Origin of the sequence: Sphingopyxis lindanitolerans, from assembly GCF_002993885.1 — a bacterium.
In the GTDB taxonomy this organism is placed as follows: Bacteria; Pseudomonadota; Alphaproteobacteria; order Sphingomonadales; family Sphingomonadaceae; genus Sphingopyxis; species Sphingopyxis lindanitolerans.
In genome coordinates, this window is record NZ_CM009578.1 from 3,066,922 (window position 1) to 3,084,517 (window position 17,596).

The window sequence follows — 17,596 nt, forward strand, 5'->3', positions numbered from 1 at the left end:
GCCCGGGCGCGATCCTGCCGCCTTCCTTTCACCATCACGACAATCGGAATTGCCATGTCTGACATCCGTATCGAGGGTCATAGCGACAAAGCTTTCGCAGCTGTTGCCCGAGCTTTCGAACAGAATTTCATCGACGAAGGCGAGATCGGCGCCTCCTTCTGCCTGTTCCGCGACGGGCAAAAGATCGTCGACCTGTGGGGCGGCCATGCCGATGGCGCGCGTGTCCGGCCATGGGAAAGCGATACGCTGGTCAACGTCTGGTCGACCACGAAGGGCGTGATGGCGCTGTGCGTCGCGCGGCTCGCGGGGCAAGGCAAGCTCGACCTCGCCCGCCCGGTCGCCGACTATTGGCCCGAATTCGCCGCCGGCGGCAAGGAGGGTGTGACCGTCGCCCAGCTCTTTTCGCACCAGGCGGGGCTTTGCGGCCCCGACAATCCGCTCAGCGAAGCCGAATTTCTCGACACCGATCATGTCGCCGACCTGCTCGCACGACAGACGCCGCATTGGCCGGTCGGAACCCGGTCGGGCTATCATGCGCTCAGCATCGGGCCGCTCGGCGACGGGCTGTTCAAACGCATCGTCGGCAAGAGTGTCGGGGACTATTTTCGCGACGAGATCGGCACGCCGCTGAACGTCGATTTCCACATGGGCCTGCCCGCAAGCGAGGAGCATCGCGTTGCCGAACTCGTCCATGACGGCCAGCCGGTGTCGGGTGGGGTCGAGCATTACAACCGCTATCAGCGGCTCGCACAGGTCCACACGCCGCAGAGCCATATCCTCGCCAACACCCGCGCCTGGCGCGCGCAGGGCACGCCATCGGCCGCGGGACAGGGCAATGCGCGCAGCATCGCGACGCTCTATTCGGCGCTCGCCACCGACCGGCGCATCGCCGGAACCGAAATCGTCAGCGAAGCGGCGCTTGCGGACGCGACGCGCGTCCAGATCGAGAATGAGGATCTGGTCCTGCGCTTTCCGATGAGTTGGGGGGTCGGCTTTGGCCTCAATTCGGGTCTGAAGGTCTATGGTCCGCACGACGAAAGTTTCGGGCATCATGGCTGGGGCGGGTCGTTCGGCTTTGCCGACCCGGTCGCACGGATCGGTGTCGGCTATGCCATGAACTATATGCGCGAGGCGACCGAAGGTCCCGACCCGCGCCTGGCCGGCCTGATCGGCGCGATCTACGCTTCGCTTTGACCGCGCACGCCGGGCGCATCGAGGCGGTCCGCAAGGCCCGCGAGCAGGCAGTCGAGTCCGAAGAGAAACTGCTCCTCGTCGAGCGGCTGCGCCAGCACCGCGGGCGCGAGTTCGAGCGCTCTTGCCGAAATCCCCTCGACCGGGCGCATCATGTCGCCGAGTTTTCGGGCGCGGGCCGTCGGCGACCCGCTGTCGCCCGCCTGCCGCGAGCGGCGGCGGACCTGCGCCTCGAGCAGCGCATAGCCGGTGGTATAGCTCGATATCGTCCAATAGGTTTGCGCGAGCGCCGCATCGGGGACGCCGCTATCGCTCAATATCTCGATCATATGCGCGTTGACGCGCAGCGATGTCGGCGAGCGCCGGAACTCGCGCCCGATCATGTCGGCAAGCTCGGGATGCGCGAGCATCGCGCCGCGCACGCGCAGGCTCATCGCCCTGGCCTTCGCGGCCCAGTCGCCGTCGATGCTCTCGGGCTCGAAAGCGCCGACGACTGCGTCGATCACCGCGTCGAGCAGGTCGCCCTTATTCTCGAAATAACGATAGACCGCCATCGTCGACGACCCAAGCTCGCGCCCGAGTTCGCGCATGCTGAGCGCGGCGATGCCCTGCGCGTCGATCAGCGCGATTGCGGCGCCGACGATGCGCTCGCGCGTCAGCGTGCCTGTTCCGCGCCGTCCGGCCTTCGGTCGCCGATCGTTGATCGGGGCTTCTCTGCTGGAGGCCTTCATCGCGCGTCCCGGTCGTTTGCAGGGCCTTCGGCCTACGGACTTCCGGCCCCCGTCGCAAGGCCGCTCCTCGTTCCACAGTCAGGATTTACCCATGTCTGATCTTCCGCTCCCGCTTGCTGGCGTTCGCGTCCTCGACTTCGGCCGATACATCGCCGGGCCCTATTGCGCGGCGCTGCTCGCCGACTATGGCGCCGACGTCATACGGATCGAAAAAGAGGCGGGAAGCGAAGACCGGTTCGTCATGCCCGTCGCCGATAATGGCGATGGCGCGCTTTTCCTCCAGATGAACCGCAACAAGCGCGGCATGGCCTATGATCCGACCTCGGCGCGCGGGCGGGAGATCACGCGCAAACTCGTCGAAACCGCCGACATCGTCGTCGCCAATCTGCCCGACCGGACCCTCGAACGAATGGGGCTCGACTATCCGCAGCTTTGCACGATCAAACCCGACATCATCCTCGTCACCATGTCGGCCTTCGGGACGCAGGGTCCGTGGAAGGATCGGGTGGGTTTCGACAGCATCGGCCAGGCGATGTGCGGTGCCGCCTATCTCAGCGGATCGTCCGCGGGGCCGGCGCGCACCCAGGTGTCGTGGGTCGATTTCAGTACCGCGGTCCACTGCGCATATGGCGCCGTCCTTGCCATCATGCAGCGCCGCGCGAGCGGCCGCGGACAGCATGTGCAAGGGTCGCTGCTCGCCTCGGCGATCAACGGCACCAATGCGCAGGTCATCGAACAGGAACTTGCCGCGCGAAACCGGCCGCCGCTGGGGAGCGAGGCGGCGGGCGCTGCCCCGATCGGGTTTTTCGAAACGCGCGGCGGCTGGATCGTCGTCCACGTCGTTGGCCAGCCGATCTTCGACCGGCTCGCGCGGCTGCTTGGCCGCGACGACTGGCCGGCGGATCCCGCCTTTGCCTCCGACCTTTTGCGCGGAGACAATCGCGAGCCCATCCTGGCCGTGATGCGCCAGTGGTGCGCGGCCCGAATGCGTGATGACGCCCTGTCGGCGTTGAGCACGGCGCGTATTCCGGCCGGGCCGGTGCTCGCACCCGGTGATATTCTGGCGAACGAACAGGTCGCCGCGGCGGACCTGTTTCATTTCCGGAAAGTCGGGGATGCCGCCGCGATGGCGCCGATTGCGCGCGCGCCGCTGTGGATGTCAGGGGCGAACGCCGATTGTCGTTCCGCACCCTCGCTCGGCGCCGACACGTTGGAGCTTCTAGCGGAACTCGGGATGGAAACCTCATAATGCGTTCCATCGCCGATCGAACAGCGCACGTGCCTTCTCCACGTCGGCGAGATGATCGCACAACCCTTTTTCCAGCGCCCTGAAACTGTCGTGGAGCGCGCGTCCGAGCGGGGAGATTTCATATTCCACCGCGATCGGCGACGTCGCGATGACCCGCCTTGCGAGCAAGCCATTGCGTTCGAGCCGGCGCAGCGACTGCGTCAGCGATTTTTGGGTAATGCCGCCCAGATCGCGCCGAATGGCATTGAACCGCATGGCGCCGCCGCCGAGCGATGCCAGGATGGCGAGCGACCATTTGTCAGCGAGCTGGTCGAACAGCGCGCGGCCGGGCGTGTCGATGGCGAGGAGCGGGATCACAGGTTTCCTCCGATACATCTGGTCACCTCATTGTGCCTGATTGACGCCGGGCGTCGCGTGATTAGCTAGCGGACCTATCCGCACCAAGGGAGTTGCAGTGCATGACCTCTGACGCCACCGATCCGCTGTTTCGTCCGTTCCGCCTCGGCTCGCTGGAGCTTGCCAACCGCATCGTGATGGCGCCGATGACCCGTACTTTGGCCCCCGACGGCGTGCCCGGCGCGGCCAATGCCTCCTATTACCGGCGCCGTGCCGAAGGCGGGGTCGGCCTGATCCTGTCCGAAGGTACGGTCGTCGATCGCCCAGCCGCGCGCCACCACCCCGGCATTCCCCTTTTTCACGGCGAGACGGCGCTCGCGGGATGGAAGGGCGTGATCGACGCCGTTCACAACGCCGGCGGCAAGATGGGGCCGCAAATCTGGCATACCGGCGCGGTCAAGACCCATTTGACCGATTGGGTTCCGAACGCCCCGCCCGAAAGCCCGTCGGGATATAATGCCCCCGACGACGCGCATGGCGAAGCGATGAGCGACGCGGCGGTCGCCGACACGATCGCGGCGTTCGCCAAGGCGGCGGCCGACGCGAAGCGCCTGGGCTTCGACACGGTCGAACTGCACGGCGCGCATGGCTATCTGATCGACCAATTCTTCTGGTCGGGGTCCAATTTGCGCGCCGATCGCTACGGCGGACCGACGATCCGCGAGCGCGCGCGGTTCGCGGTGGAGGCGATCGCCGCGGTGCGCGCCGCGGTCGGCCCCGACTTTCCCGTCATCCTGCGGGTCAGCCAGTGGAAGCAGCAGGATTATGCGGCGCGGATCGCCGAAACGCCCGATGAAATGAGCGACTGGCTGCAGCCGCTGGTCGATGCCGGTGCCGACGTGCTGCACTGCTCGCAGCGGCGTTTCTGGGAACCCGAATTTCCGGACATCGATGGCGAGAAGGGCCTGAACTTTGCGGGCTGGGCAAAGAAGCTGACCGGCGCGGTGACGATCAGCGTCGGTTCGGTCGGGCTGTCGGGCGAGTTCATGACCGCCTTTCGCGGCAAGGGCGCGACCGTCGCCGGGATCGACGGATTGCTCGAGCGGATGGCACGCGACGAATTCGACCTGATCGCCATCGGCCGTGCCTTGCTCACCGATCCCCTGTGGGTCGCCAAGATACGTGCCGGTGACGTCGCGGGTCTGAAGGGTTTCGACGTGGAAGCGCTTGCGGAGCTTTTCTGATCGATCCTCAGGCGGCATGGCCTTCCTTCCGGATCTGGGAGGCCGCGGCCATTTGGCAGACGAAGGCCAGGATCGCGAAGGGCGCCAGCGATTGCAGCGCGATCCCCAGTGCCCGGTCGCCGTGAGTCGGCGTCAGCCCGTCGCTCATCATGCCGACGAACAAGGGTCCGCAGCCGAGGCCGATGAGGTTGATCAGGAAAAGGAGGATTGAACTGACCGTGGCGCGATATTGAGGCGGCGTGCGGTTCTGCAGCAAGGTGAGCGCGGGAACGAAATGGATGGAGGTAAAGATCAGCGCGGGGACGAGCAGCGCGAGCGAGGCTTGCCAGCTATCGGCAAAACCGAAGCCGACGATGAAGGGCGCCGAGGCCAGGAAGGCGAAGCCCGGCAGCCGGGAATAATTGACGGGGTTTCGCGCCCCCGCGCGATCTGCGATCCATGCGCCGATCCACGCCCCGAGGACCATCGAGCCGGCACTGGCGATCGCGAAGAAGGCGCTGATCTGGCCAAGTGTCATGCCCTGAACGCGCCCGAGGTAGGCGGGCGTCCAGCTCAACAGGCCATAACCGCAAAAGGCGGTCAGTCCGCAGCCGAGCGATGTCAGAATGAAGAGCGGTGAGTGCCAGAAAAAGGCGAGCGTCTGCGCGATCCCCGGTTGATCGATCGTTTCACGAGGAGCGTCATAGCGTCCGCGCTGGGGTTCGCGAACGATCAGCGGCAGCAGCGGCGCAAAGGCAAGCCCGACCGCGCCTAGTGCCAGAAAGGCGGTTCGCCAGCCATATTCCGCAGCGATCCAGCCGCCGGCAAATGCGCCGATGAAGCTGCCCGCCGGAATCCCGAGCGCATAGAGCGCAAGGGCGCGACCGCGCTGTTCGGGCGGAAAATAATCGGAGAGGATGGAGAAAGAGGGCGGCGCGCATCCCGCCTCGCCGATGCCGACGCCGATTCGTGCGAAGGCGAGGCTGGCAAAGCCCCTGGCGAATCCCGACAAAGCGGTGAACAGGCTCCAGAGCCCGCAGGCAGCGGCGACCAGGCGGATGCGGTTGCCCCGATCGGCGATTATCGCGACCGGGATTCCGAAGAGGGTATAGAAGAGCGCGAACATGAGCCCGGAGAGCATCCCGATCTGCGTGTCGCTGAGATGAAGCTCGGCCCGGATCGGCTCGACGAGGATTGCAAGCAACTGTCGATCGAGGAAGTTGAGCATATAGGCGAAACCAAGCGCCCCGACGACGACATAACGACGCCCTGCCGATTCCCCGAAGCCATTATTTTTCATCAGATTCTGCTCCCCCCTGCTCGCTTTTTTCAAAGTGATAATTATCGTTATCATTTTTTTATTGCCGCGTAACCCACAAACTGATAACGATCGTTCATGAATGGGGCGACATAGGGAATCGGTCGCCGCAAAACTGGGACTTGCAGCAAAGCAGGCCGGATCATGGGAGGGATTATGAAAAAGCTGATCGAGATGCGTCGGGCGCTCCTGCTCGCCGCCGCGGGTACGGCGATGGCGAGCGCGGCTTCGGCCTGGGCGGCCGAAGCGCCTGAGGCGAAGGCGGCCGAAGCGGCGCCGTCGGACCAGCGAACGGATGGTGGCGAGAGCGGCGATATCATCGTGACCGCGCAGCGCCGCAATGAACGGCTGCAGGATGTTCCGATCGCGACCACCGTCATCGGCGCCGATCGCCTGACCGCCAGCCGGATTACCGAAGCGAACGACCTGCCGACGCTGGTGCCCAACTTGCGGGTAAGCGGCAATTTCGCGGCGGTGCCGAAAGTCACCTTGCGCGGGATCGGCACCAACGACTTCGTTCCCAACCTCAATCCCGGGGTCGGAACCTATATCGACGATGTCTACATCGGCCTCGCGATCGGGCAGAATTTCCAGCTCTATGACCTCGACCGGGTCGAGGTGCTGCGCGGGCCGCAGGGCACGCTATACGGCAAGAACACCAATGGCGGGGCGATCAAATATATCACCCGCAAGCCACAGGCGACGGGCGGGCGCAGCTACGCCAGCATCACCTATGGCAATTACGATCGTTTCGAGCTCGAAGGCGCGATCAACCTGCCGATCTCGGACGACTGGTCGGCGCGTGTCAGCGGCGTCATGCGCAAACAGGACGGCTATCTCGGCAATCCGGTCACCGGCCGACGCGGCGGGTTTACCGATGCCTGGGCGGTTCGCGGCCAGCTTCGCTACAATCCGTCGGAGGCCGTCGATATCCTGCTTCAGGCATATGACGGGATCAGCGACGGCGACAGCGGCGCGCGGCGGCTCGAAGGGCCGCTTCCGGGCGGCACCGACATTCTCGGCAATGCGTCACCGGGCTATCGCGAGACGAGCCGCGACGTTCCGGCCTATGACAAGATCCGTCAGTCGGGAGTCAATCTGATCGCGACGATCGACACGCCGCTTGGCCAGATCAATTCGATCAGCTCCTATCTCGACGTTTCGCGCGACAATCTCGACGACGGCGACAACGGCCCCGGGCGGCTGGTCGAGATCAAATATGACACGACGGCCTGGGCCGCGAGTCAGGAGCTTCGGCTGTCGGGCGAGAACGGCCCCGTTCGCTGGTCGCTCGGCGGGCAATATGTCCGCGAGAAATTCAACTCGAACTGGTATCTGGCCTTCTTTCACTGCACGCTCGACCCCCAGCCTTGCGTGCTCAATCCGAACGGGGTGACGCTGCCCCCCGGCTATTTCACCTTCACCACCTTTCCGGACACCCCGGCTTTCCAGGCGGCGGGCATCGTCGGATTGCCGGTCGCGAACACGATCGATTATCCGTGGAAGCAGCGGAACGACAGCTACGCCGCGTTCGGCGACGCCACCTGGTCGATCACCGACCGGCTGCAACTGACCGGCGGTTTGCGCTATTCCTATGAGAAGCGGGAGTTCAGCGGCGAATCGATCATTTATGTGACCGCGGCGCCCGATGTGCGGGGCGGCCTCTTCCCGCGCGGGTTCGATCATCTCGATCTCGAAAAGAGCTGGGACAATGTCTCGGGCCGCCTCGTTCTGGACTTCAAGCCGACCGAGAACCAGCTCTTCTATCTCAGCTATGCGAGCGGCTTTCGCAGCGGCAATTTCAACAGCGCCGCCTATTCGAGCCTGACCGCGATCAGCCAGCCGGTCGATCCCGAATATGTCGATAGCTTCGAATTCGGCGCCAAGACGCAGTGGCTCGACCGCAAGCTGACGCTGAACCTCGCGACCTTCTATATGAAGTATAAGGATTTGCAGGTCGCGGTGTTCCGCAATGCGACGCAGATCCTTACCAACGCGGCGAGCGCGGACATCAAGGGCGTCGAACTCGAACTGACGGCCATACCGGTCAGCGGTTTCACGATTCGCGCCTCGGGCTCGTATCTCGATGCGCGGTACAAGGATTTCATCTATCGCACCGAACCGCTTACCGATCTGTCGGGCAACCGCCTCGTCAACGCACCCAAATGGAGCGGCTCGATCTCGGCCGACTATCGCGCCGCGCTGACCGACAAGATGAACCTCTCGTTCGGCGGCGACCTGCGCTATCAGTCGAAGGCCTTTTTCAATCCGTTCAACGACGAGGCGATTTCGCAGGACGGTTACGCCATCCTCAACCTGCGCGCCGGCCTCGAATGGCCCGACGAAGGGCTCAATCTCGAAGCCTATATGACCAATGTCACCAGCAAGGTGGCGGCGGTCGAGGGGCTGACGGTCGGCGCGCCCTTCGGATCGAACAGCCGCGCCTATAATCGGCCGCGGATGTACGGCCTGACGTTGCGCAAGAGCTTCTGAGGCGCGGGCGATGGACTATTCGACGATCCTCGTCCGGCAGGAAGGCGCGACATGCATCATCACGCTCAATCGTCCCGAGCGGCTCAACGCGCATATCCCGCAACTCGGACAGGATCTGAAAAATGCGGTCCGTGCCGCCGACGATGACGACAGCGTTCGCGCGATCATCATCACCGGCGCAGGCCGCGCCTTTTGCGCCGGACAGGATCTCGATGGCGGCGCCGACGTGTTTCGCCGCGAGGGGGTACCAACTGGCGAGGAATTCGCGACCCGTGATCATGAATTCCTCGCCGCCTTTCTCGACTGCAAGAAAGTGATCATCGGCGCGATCAACGGACCCGCGGTGGGGGCTGGCTCCACGATGCTGCTGCCGATGGATTTTCGTATCGCCTCGACGAGCGCCCGCTTCGGCTTTGTCTTCGTCAAGCTCGGCATCGTGCCCGAGTCCGGCACGGCGTGGTTCCTGCCGCGGCTCGTCGGTGACGGCTGGACGCGCCGCTGGTGCCTGACCGGGCGCGTTTTCGGTGCCGACGAAGCGCTCGAAGCAGGGTTCATCGACAAGCTCGTCGAGCCCGACCAGTTGATGGCGGAGGCGTTGGCACTCGCGGAGGAAATCGCCGCGAACACCTCGCCCGTCGCGGTCGCGGTGACGCGGCAGATGCTGTGGCACTGTCCGCAGATGGACAATGTCCGCGACCTCTTTGCGCTCGAACTCGAACTGTTCGCCGACCTCAGCCAGGGGCCCGACATTTCCGAAGGCGTGACCGCCTTCCTCGAAAAACGGCCGCCGCGCTTCACCTCCAGCCCCGCGACGGGAATGCCCGCCACCTATCCCTGGTGGTCCGGCGCGCGCGCGCGACGCTGAGGCCTTTCGATCAAGGAGACCAGAATGGATTTCGATTATTCACCGCGTCAGCGCGAATGGATGGCGCGGCTCGGCGCCTTCATGGACGTGCATGTCTATCCCGCCGAGGCGCTTTATGCGGAGCAACTCGACGCGATGGCCGCCAACGGGCTGCCCTGGAAAGCCATTCCCGTGATGGAAGAGCTGAAGACGAAGGCGAAGGCGGCGGGGCTCTGGAACCTGTTTCTCAACGACAGCCCGCATGGGGCGGGGCTGACCAACCTCGAATATTCGCCGCTGGCCGAGATGATGGGGCGCGTCATCTGGTCGCCCGAAGTCTTCAACTGCACCGCGCCCGACACCGGCAATATGGAAATCCTCGAACGCTATGGCACCGAGGAGCAGCAGGACCGCTGGTTGAAGCCGCTGCTCGCCGGCGAGATCCGATCGGGCTTCGGCATGACCGAACCGGGCGTCGCGTCGTCGGATGCGACGAATATCCGCACCACTATCGTTCGCGACGGCGACGATTATGTGATCAACGGTCGCAAATGGTGGACCTCGGGTTCGCTCCATCCCCATTGCAGGCTGCTGATCATCATGGGGGTGACCAATCCCGATGGCGAGCGTCACCGGCGTCAGTCGCAGATCCTCGTGCCGATCGACACGCCGGGCGTCACCATTGTGCGCCCACTGTCGTCGTTCGGCTTCGGCGAAGTCCCCTTCGGCCATTCGGAAATCCTGCTCGACAATGTCCGCGTTCCGGCGACGAACATGCTGCTTGGCGAGAATCGCGGCTTCGAGATCGCGCAGGGGCGGCTCGGGCCGGGACGCATCCATCACTGCATGCGCTCGATCGGCGCCGCCGAGCGCGCCCTCGAACTCATGTGCCGCCGCCTCACCAGCCGCAGGGCCTTCGGCAAGTCGCTCCACGAACATTCGGTGTGGGAACAGCGGATTGCCGATGCGCGGATCAACATCGATATGTGCCGCCTCTTGACCCTGAACGCTGCCGACAAGATGGACAAGCTCGGCAACAAGCTGGCGCGAACCGAGATCGGCGAGATCAAGGTCGCCGCGCCGCGTATGGCGTTGAAAGTCATCGATGACGCGATTCAGGCCTTTGGCGCGGCGGGGGTCGGTCCCGACACCCTGCTTCCCAAGATGTTCGTGATGCAGCGCGAACTGCGTATCGGCGATGGTCCCGACGAGGTCCATTGCCGTTCGCTCGCGCGCGCCGAACTCGCGAAATATCTTGCCGCCGAGGTGGCATGACCGCTGAAATGGAAGGCGAGAACGAATCTGCATCGACGCCGGCGGCCTGGCACGCCGCCGCGCCTCCCGATCTGGCGCCGATCAACAGGTACGGGCGCCGACGTATCCGCGGGTTTGAAGACTTTGTAGCGATCCGCCCGATCGGCAGCGGCTATTCGAATCCGACCTATCGCGTCGACACCGCGAGCGGGGGCGCGCAGGTTCTGCGCGCGATGCCCGCCCGCCGCTCGGCGATGAGCGCGCATCGGATCGATCGCGAATATCGGGTGATCAATGCGCTTCGGGGGAGTGCGGTGCCGGTGCCGCGCCCGATTCATTATTGTGACGATGCCGGGCCGATCGGCACGCCCTTTTACCTGATGGCCTATGTCCCCGGTCCGGTCTTCGTCGACGGAGACCTTCCTGACGATCCGGCCGCGCGGCGACGTATCTATCTGGCGCTCGCCGAATGCCTCGGGCGCCTGCACGCCGCGGATTATCGCGCGCTCGGCCTGTCGGGTTTCGGAATGCGTTCGGGCGACACGCATTTCGAACGGCAGGTCGCGACGATGACGCGGCTCTACCGCGATACCGAGATGGGTCATGAACCCGTCATGGAGCGGCTGATCGCCCTGCTCGGATCGACCGTTCCGGCGGGCTATACGACCTGCCTTGTCCATGGGGACTTTCGCCTCGGCAACATGGTCGTCCGCCCCGACCTTAGCGGTATCGCCGCTGTGCTTGACTGGGAATTGTCGACGCTGGGCGACCCGTTGACCGACGTTGGTTATTGCACGCTGATGTATCACTGGGATTCGCCGGTCTTCGGCACGGTGATCGGGGCCGGCGAGGGGATTCCCGAAGAAGGCGAATTCCTCGAAACCTATTGCCGTATGGCCGGGCGCTCGGGGCTGCCCGACCTGTCGCTCTACCAGGCCTTTTCGCTCTTTCGTCTCGCCTGCATCACGCAGGCCGCGCTCCATCGCGAAGCGGTCGGGCAGGCTCTGGCACGTCCGCTGCCGTTGGAAAATCATCCGGCATCGGTCGCGAAACTCGCGCTGGACTTGGCGGAAAGATCGCGCCGATAATGATCGAAACCTGGGAACATGCGATGACCGACCGTGCCGCCGTTTCGACTGCAGAAGCCTTGCGCCGGCTGACCGCCCCCGGCGCGCCCTTTGCCATGGAAGACTGCGACGTCGGCGGACGGATGATGCGCGTCTATTCGAATGCGCCCTCGACGCTGCGCGACATTTTCTTCACCGCGATGGGCCGCCCCGATCGGCCCTATCTCTATTTCGAGAGCGACGAATTGAGCTATGCCCGCGTTCACCGCGACGCGCAGGCGCTCGCGGCCGCGCTCCATCACCGCTTTGGCGTGCGCAAGGGCGACCGGGTCGCGATCTGCATGCGCAACTATCCCGAATGGGCGCTCGCCTATTGGGCGACGATCCTGCTCGGCGCGATCGTCGTACCGATCAACGCCTGGGGTTCGGGGGCGGAGATGGCGTATGTCATCGATCATTCGGGATCGACGATCGTCGTCGCCGACGACGAACGGATCGAGCGCCTCGCGCTGCATTTTGAAACCCTCGGGCTGCGCGCGATCGTCGCGGTGCGGGCGCCCGACCGGACGGGGGCGGTGATCCACGGCTTTGACGCGCTGGTGGCCGATTTTCAGGATTCCGCCCCCATGCCCGATCCCGGACTGATGCCCGACGACGACGCGACGATCTTTTATACGTCGGGAACCACCGGCCGTCCCAAGGGGGCGGTCGGCAGCCACCGCAACGCGATCAGCTGCATCGTCAGCGGCGCTTTCAACGGCGCTCTGTCGCACATGCGCCGAACCGGTGAAATATTGACGCCTGATCCGGATATGGTGCCCCCCGTCTATCTTTACGGCGGGCCGCTGTTCCACGTCGGCGGCTGCAATTCGGGGTTGGCCGCGACGATGGCCGGTGGCGCGTGCATGGTGTTGATGTACCGTTGGAATGTCGGCCAGGCGCTCGCGTTGATCGAACAACTCAAGATTGGGGGGCTCGGCGCGGTGCCGACGATGGTCTGGCAAATGCTCGAGCATCCCGACTTCGAGAACTATGACTTGAGCAGCCTGGTCTCCGCCGCGATCGGCGGTGCGGCCGCGGGGCCGGAACTCCACGCGCGGCTTGAGGAAAAGCTGCCGCAGGTGGTTCCCGCCACGGGCTATGGCGCAACCGAGACGAGTGGGGGATGCACGTTCAACGGTGGGCTCGATTATGCAGCGCGGCCTGCCGGCGTCGGCGTGCCGACGCCCGTGCTCGACGTGAAGTGCGTCGACGAAGCGGGGCGGGCGGTCGCGCCGGGCGTGGCTGGCGAGCTCTGCCTGCGCGGTCCAAGCATCCTGCGCGGCTATTGGAAGGACGCGGCGGCGACCGCGACGGCCTTTCGCGATGGCTGGTTCCATTCGGGCGACATCGCCCATATCGACGAAGAAGGGCGTATCACGCTTCTCGACCGCGCCAAGGACATGATCATCCGCGGCGGTGAGAATGTTTACAGCATCGAGGTCGAGGATGCGTTGATGGCGCATGACGCGGTGCTCGCCGCGGGGGTGTTCGGCTTGCCCGATCAGATTTTGGGCGAGACCGTCGCCGCCGTCGTGCAACTGGCGCCGGGATCGCGGCTGGCAGAAAGCGAATTGCAGGCGTTCGCCGCAACCCGGCTCGCCTATTTCAAGATTCCCGCCCTCATCGCGACAACCCACGACGAACTGCCGAAAAACGAAACGGGGAAGATTCTGAAGCGCGTCCTTCGCGACGAGTGGATCGCCAAGGGCGCCGCCTAACCGAAGGCAAGCGGTGCGCCGGGGCGCGGCCATTCGGCCCGAAGCAGGCGTCCGGTCCCGCCCGCGGTGATCCAGGCCGTCCGGTTGCCGTCACCGCCGAACGCGATATTGGTCGGAATCGTATCGGGCACGACGATCTGATCATGGCTGCCGTCCGGACCGAAGATCGTGATCGCCCCGGTCAGGGGTGTGGCGACGCAGATCCGGCCGCCGGCTTCGACGGCGAGACTGTCGAACATCTGAAAGCCGGGCAGTGGCCCCAGCACCCGTGGCGGCGCGAGAAAATGGACCGGCCGCGCGAGCTGCCCCGGCCCGCCGAGTTCGACGGCCCATAACCGGCTGGTAAGCGTCTCGGCAATCCAGAGCGTCTTTTCATCGAGCGACAGGCCGATGCCGTTCGGGGTGATCAACGGGACGTCGGCTCGCAGGATCGACGAGCCATCCGGTCGGGCGTAATAGAGCGCCCCGCGGTCGATGGTGTCGTCACCCGCTTTCCCCATATCGGTGAACCAGAAGCCGCCTGTCCGGTCGAAAACGATGTCATTGGGGCCTTTCAGCCGCCGCCCGTCGCATGTCTCGTACAGCGTCTGCCACGCCCCCGTCGTCGGGTCGACGCGCTGGATCGATCCGCCCTGATAATCGTCGGGCACGCCGTTGGCGAACATCGTGCCATCAGGTCCGCGCGCGAAGGTCATTCCGCCATTGTTGCAGACATAGACCGCGCCGTCGGGGCCGATCGCCGCGCCATTCGGTCCGCCGCCCAACTCGGCCACCACCTCGACCTTGCCCGCGGCGGTTATTCGCGTCAGCGTCGCGCGCGCGATTTCGACGACCAATACCGAGCCGTCCGCGAGCGGGATAGGGCCTTCGGGAAATTGGAGCCCGGAGGCGACGACTGTGAAATCCATGGCACGCCATATCATAAAACAGAAACGATCGTTATAATATTCTTCGCCACCGCATTGCGTTGCGCGCGCCGATCAGGCAAGGCCGCAGCATGTCATCAGACCAGGCGCCCTTGTCATCCCCGCCGCAGAAATTGGGTCGGCGCGCGCAAAAGGTCCAGGATCGCAAGGACCATATTCTCGTCACCTCCGCCCGCCTTTTCCGCGAGCGCGGCTATCATGCGGTCAGCATGGACGAGATCGGCGCCGCATCGGGGATGAGCGGCCCGGCGATGTACAAATATTTCAAGGATAAGGCCGCAATTCTTATCGCCATCGTCGAATATGGCACCAAAATTGCGAAAGAAGCCATTGCGTCGATTGATACGGCAGGCCTTTCCGATCTCGACATATTGGGCGAGCATGTCCGATGCTATATCGATTTCACCGGCGAGGCGCGTGACGCGATGGTGGTCACGGTACGCGAGGTCAGCAACATTCCGGAATGGTATCGCCCCGGCTTTCTCGACGACCAGCGCGGTTTTCGGGAGGGAGAAGTCAATCTGCTTATGCGCATCCGCCTCGACCTATCCCGCTCCGAAGCGCGTTATATCTGCACGAATGTCTTCCAGGGCCTGATCAGTTCATCGGCCTATCTCTATCCGGCGGACAGCGAGAGTCGTCGGAAAAGGCTGAGCGCAATGGCGACCGCCGCGCTGCTCGCCTGATCGGGAGAGGCGCGGGTCTTCCCCGGCTTGCACGCGTGCAGCGGGGCGGTGGTAGGCAACCCTTCAACCATGTCTGCCAATTTCCGTTCATCATCGCATTTTGATCGCTGGCAAATGTGCGTTTCAGGCGGCTATGATAAATTTGATCGCAAACCCGCCGCACGAAAGCGCACCAGGAACCAGGCGGGGTTGACCAGCGCTCCGATATTTTGAACCTCGCCCGCGAGCATGTCCGGTCTGCGCGAGAGTTCGGCATCGCCGAGGCTAAGCGCGAGGCGCTGATTGCGATCAACACCCGGATCGTTGTCGGGACACGAAGCTATCCATCGCCATCGATGAGGTCGGCACCGCCGATCCCGCGACGCGGAGCTCGCTCGAGGGGCGGTATCCAAAGCATTTGAACGCACGGAAGCTGCTGCGGACCAACGGGATTCGGCTCGAATGGGATGCGCGGCGGAGGATGTTGGGTTTCTACTGACCGGCAGGAATGCGCCCCCTGTTTCCCGCCATTCCGGTGATCGATCGGAGTTCCCGAAACCGGCTGGTCCGCTCACCCCCGATCGATAGAAACAGGCATCTTCCGGACGGCCCAGTCTGGCGGCTAGTTGCCCGTCGGCGGCCGGGAAGCCGAGCTATGGAATCGGACGGTGCCGCCATGCCTCATTCCGCGGGTGCAGCGCGCCTTTCGCCGATCACGGTCGCCAGAAGTGATTCGAGCCCGTGGAGCCGCTCGGCAAGTGCCGCCAATCGGCTCTCCTGCTTTGCCTCGCGTGCCTCGCGCGTCCGCACGATGTCGACCGCGCGCGCCACGGGGTCGGCGATTTCGGCCAGTGCCTCGCGCTCGTCCTTTCCGAAAAAACTGCCATCGGGACGGGGGCCGATCAGCAGCCAGCCGATCCGGCCATGTCCGTCGGCATCGAGCGGGACGCGCACCGGGAAAAGCGGATCGCGCCGATCGCAATCGAGCGCATCGCCGGCCGGCGGGGCCCATGCGGCAAGCCAAGCCTCCACGTCCTGCGCCGGGAGGCCCTTCGCACCCTCGATCGCGTCGCCCACCAGCAATGCGGCATGTTTCGAACGTATGCCCTTGAGCACGGCATCGAGGACCGCCGCCGCAAGTCGCTCCAGCCCCGCCGTCTCGCGCAAATCGCCTACGAGCAGGGGCAAGCCGTGGCGAAGCTGAATGAGATGATTCTGAAACCGGCGCTCGGCCCAATGGCTGACCCGATGGTGCAACGGGGAGATCATCGCCGCCGCCGCCGCCAGGCCGCCGGCGAGCGCTCCGAGTCCATGTCCGAAATAATCCTCGCCCAGCAGTTCGATGACCCGCTCGGTGCCCGCGAAAATGGCGAGCAGCGCCACCGTCAACGCGCCATATGCGACCGAGCGGCTGATCGCCGCTTCGGCATCATACAGGCGGTAGCGCATCAGCGAAATCAGCAGGCCGCCGACCATGCAGAAGGTTGCGAGGAGACCAACCACACCGGAGGCAAGCTGGAGCTGCCAGTAAGCTGCGCCGCCGATTCGTCCTGCAGCGAGAATTAAGCCCCCCGAAATCATCAGGCAGATGCCGCCCGCAGCGAGGCCGAAGATGCCCCAGCGAACCTGTTGCCGTTCGATGCCGGGAGGCATCCGCCGATAGCGCAGCAGCAGGCGCGCAACGCTGAGGGCAAGGAAAACAATGATAGCGACGATCGAAACGGTTATTGCGGCGAACCGATTCGTGAGAGTAAATGCCGTCCACAGGACGATGGCGCCCGCTATCGCCCACGCCATGCGCGATCCCATGCGGCCGTCCGGGAACACCAGCAAACCCAGAACCAGCAGCGGCCAGGACAGCAGGTTCAGCAGGGCAAGGCTGTCTATCAACCACGGTCGATCGAGCCACACGGTGGCCTGCCACGACGGGCCGATCACGGACAGCACGAAGGCGAGCGCCAGGATCGCCGGGACCGGCTCGCGGCGGCGGCGGAACAGCAACGTCGCGGCACAAAGAGTCGCGATGTTGACGAGCAGATCGATCGCTACGCCCAGCGTACGGGTCCTCTCGCTCTCTCGCGTATTGGCTATGCTTCGTGTCAGTCGGTGGGTGCGGACCTGTCCCCCCGCATCCTGGAGCGTCAAGACGAGCGTCGCGCCCTCGGGACGGGCCAGGGCTTCCCTGGCGGCATTATAGTCCGTTCCGATTTTGGCCGTCGGAACGCCGCCGATGGCCAGGATGGCGTCATCGACCTTGATCCCCTGCGCGATCGCCTCGGCCCCAGTGACAATTGTAATGTGCTGGTTTGAGTTGTCGGCGCTCACGCCGTAGTTCAGCCAGCCATATTCGATGGGCTTGGAACCCCGCCACGCATTGATGCCGGTGATGGCGATCGTGGTGGCCATCAGGACGATCCACGCCGCCGTATAGACTGTCAGCGCCCAGCCGCGCGGTGCCGGCAGCGTTTCTGGCAACAATGGCATGGAGCGCGCGGACATCCATCTGATCATCGGCTGCTTTCTCCCCCCTCGATCACCT

Annotated in this window: 14 protein-coding genes; 9 read left to right on the forward strand and 5 right to left on the reverse strand. The window is 64.5% G+C overall.

The annotated features are described in order from the left end of the window. Nucleotides 1-54 precede the first annotated feature (54 nt). Nucleotides 55-1,194, forward strand: a complete 1,140-nt coding sequence (locus CVO77_RS14680; RefSeq protein WP_105999679.1) for a serine hydrolase domain-containing protein — start codon at nt 55-57, stop codon at nt 1,192-1,194. Here the strand turns inward: CVO77_RS14680 and CVO77_RS14685 are convergent. Next, nucleotides 1,179-1,922 carry a TetR/AcrR family transcriptional regulator gene (locus CVO77_RS14685; RefSeq protein WP_105999680.1) on the reverse strand — a complete coding sequence of 248 codons (744 nt, stop codon included), beginning with the start codon at nt 1,920-1,922 and terminating at the stop codon, nt 1,179-1,181. The genes CVO77_RS14680 and CVO77_RS14685 overlap by 16 nt on opposite strands. Nucleotides 1,923-2,013: 91 nt before the next feature. On the opposite strand from CVO77_RS14685, the gene CVO77_RS14690 reads away from it, so the two are divergent. Further along, nucleotides 2,014-3,171 carry a CaiB/BaiF CoA transferase family protein gene (locus tag CVO77_RS14690; protein ID WP_105999681.1) on the forward strand — a complete coding sequence of 386 codons (1,158 nt, stop codon included), beginning with the start codon at nt 2,014-2,016 and terminating at the stop codon, nt 3,169-3,171. On the opposite strand, the gene CVO77_RS14695 is transcribed toward CVO77_RS14690, so the two are convergent. Beyond that, nucleotides 3,166-3,528 (reverse strand): winged helix-turn-helix transcriptional regulator, encoded by a 363-nt coding sequence (locus CVO77_RS14695; RefSeq protein ID WP_242445956.1) that lies wholly within the window; start codon nt 3,526-3,528, stop codon nt 3,166-3,168. The two genes, CVO77_RS14690 and CVO77_RS14695, sit on opposite strands and share 6 nt — an antisense overlap. 101 nt (nt 3,529-3,629) lie before the next feature. Between CVO77_RS14695 and CVO77_RS14700 the strand changes: the two genes are divergently transcribed. Next, nucleotides 3,630-4,751 (forward strand): NADH:flavin oxidoreductase, encoded by a 1,122-nt coding sequence (locus tag CVO77_RS14700; RefSeq protein ID WP_105999683.1) that lies wholly within the window; start codon nt 3,630-3,632, stop codon nt 4,749-4,751. A gap of 7 nt (nt 4,752-4,758) precedes the next feature. On the opposite strand, the gene CVO77_RS14705 is transcribed toward CVO77_RS14700, so the two are convergent. After that, complete coding sequence (locus CVO77_RS14705; protein ID WP_105999684.1) at nt 4,759-6,030, reverse strand: spinster family MFS transporter; 1,272 nt, start codon at nt 6,028-6,030, stop codon at nt 4,759-4,761. 174 nt (nt 6,031-6,204) lie between these two features. On the opposite strand from CVO77_RS14705, the gene CVO77_RS14710 reads away from it, so the two are divergent. From CVO77_RS14710 to CVO77_RS14730, 5 genes are read left to right on the forward strand one after another with little or no spacing between them, the layout of a single operon-like run. After that, nucleotides 6,205-8,541, forward strand: a complete 2,337-nt coding sequence (locus CVO77_RS14710) for a TonB-dependent receptor (protein WP_158258079.1) — start codon at nt 6,205-6,207, stop codon at nt 8,539-8,541. A gap of 10 nt (nt 8,542-8,551) precedes the next feature. Beyond that, a complete protein-coding gene (locus tag CVO77_RS14715) occupies nt 8,552-9,406 on the forward strand; it encodes an enoyl-CoA hydratase-related protein (RefSeq protein ID WP_105999686.1) in 855 nt (284 codons plus the stop codon). 24 nt (nt 9,407-9,430) lie between these two features. Next, on the forward strand, nt 9,431-10,660 hold the full coding sequence (locus CVO77_RS14720) for an acyl-CoA dehydrogenase family protein (RefSeq protein ID WP_105999687.1): 1,230 nt from the start codon (nt 9,431-9,433) through the stop codon (nt 10,658-10,660). Continuing rightward, nucleotides 10,657-11,727 carry a phosphotransferase family protein gene (locus tag CVO77_RS14725; RefSeq protein WP_105999688.1) on the forward strand — a complete coding sequence of 357 codons (1,071 nt, stop codon included), beginning with the start codon at nt 10,657-10,659 and terminating at the stop codon, nt 11,725-11,727. The genes CVO77_RS14720 and CVO77_RS14725 overlap by 4 nt, the downstream gene beginning before the upstream one ends. After that, complete coding sequence (locus CVO77_RS14730) at nt 11,727-13,466, forward strand: class I adenylate-forming enzyme family protein (RefSeq protein WP_105999689.1); 1,740 nt, start codon at nt 11,727-11,729, stop codon at nt 13,464-13,466. Before CVO77_RS14725 ends, CVO77_RS14730 begins: the two co-directional genes overlap by 1 nt. Here the strand turns inward: CVO77_RS14730 and CVO77_RS14735 are convergent. Continuing rightward, a complete protein-coding gene (locus CVO77_RS14735; RefSeq protein WP_105999690.1) occupies nt 13,463-14,374 on the reverse strand; it encodes an SMP-30/gluconolactonase/LRE family protein in 912 nt (303 codons plus the stop codon). The two genes, CVO77_RS14730 and CVO77_RS14735, sit on opposite strands and share 4 nt — an antisense overlap. An 89-nt stretch (nt 14,375-14,463) precedes the next feature. Here CVO77_RS14735 and CVO77_RS14740 point away from each other — a divergent pair, with 89 nt between their 5' ends. Then, on the forward strand, nt 14,464-15,078 hold the full coding sequence (locus CVO77_RS14740; protein WP_105999691.1) for a TetR/AcrR family transcriptional regulator: 615 nt from the start codon (nt 14,464-14,466) through the stop codon (nt 15,076-15,078). A gap of 660 nt (nt 15,079-15,738) precedes the next feature. Here the strand turns inward: CVO77_RS14740 and CVO77_RS14745 are convergent. Beyond that, nucleotides 15,739-17,568, reverse strand: a complete 1,830-nt coding sequence (locus CVO77_RS14745; protein ID WP_105999692.1) for a hypothetical protein — start codon at nt 17,566-17,568, stop codon at nt 15,739-15,741. Nucleotides 17,569-17,596 lie beyond the last annotated feature (28 nt).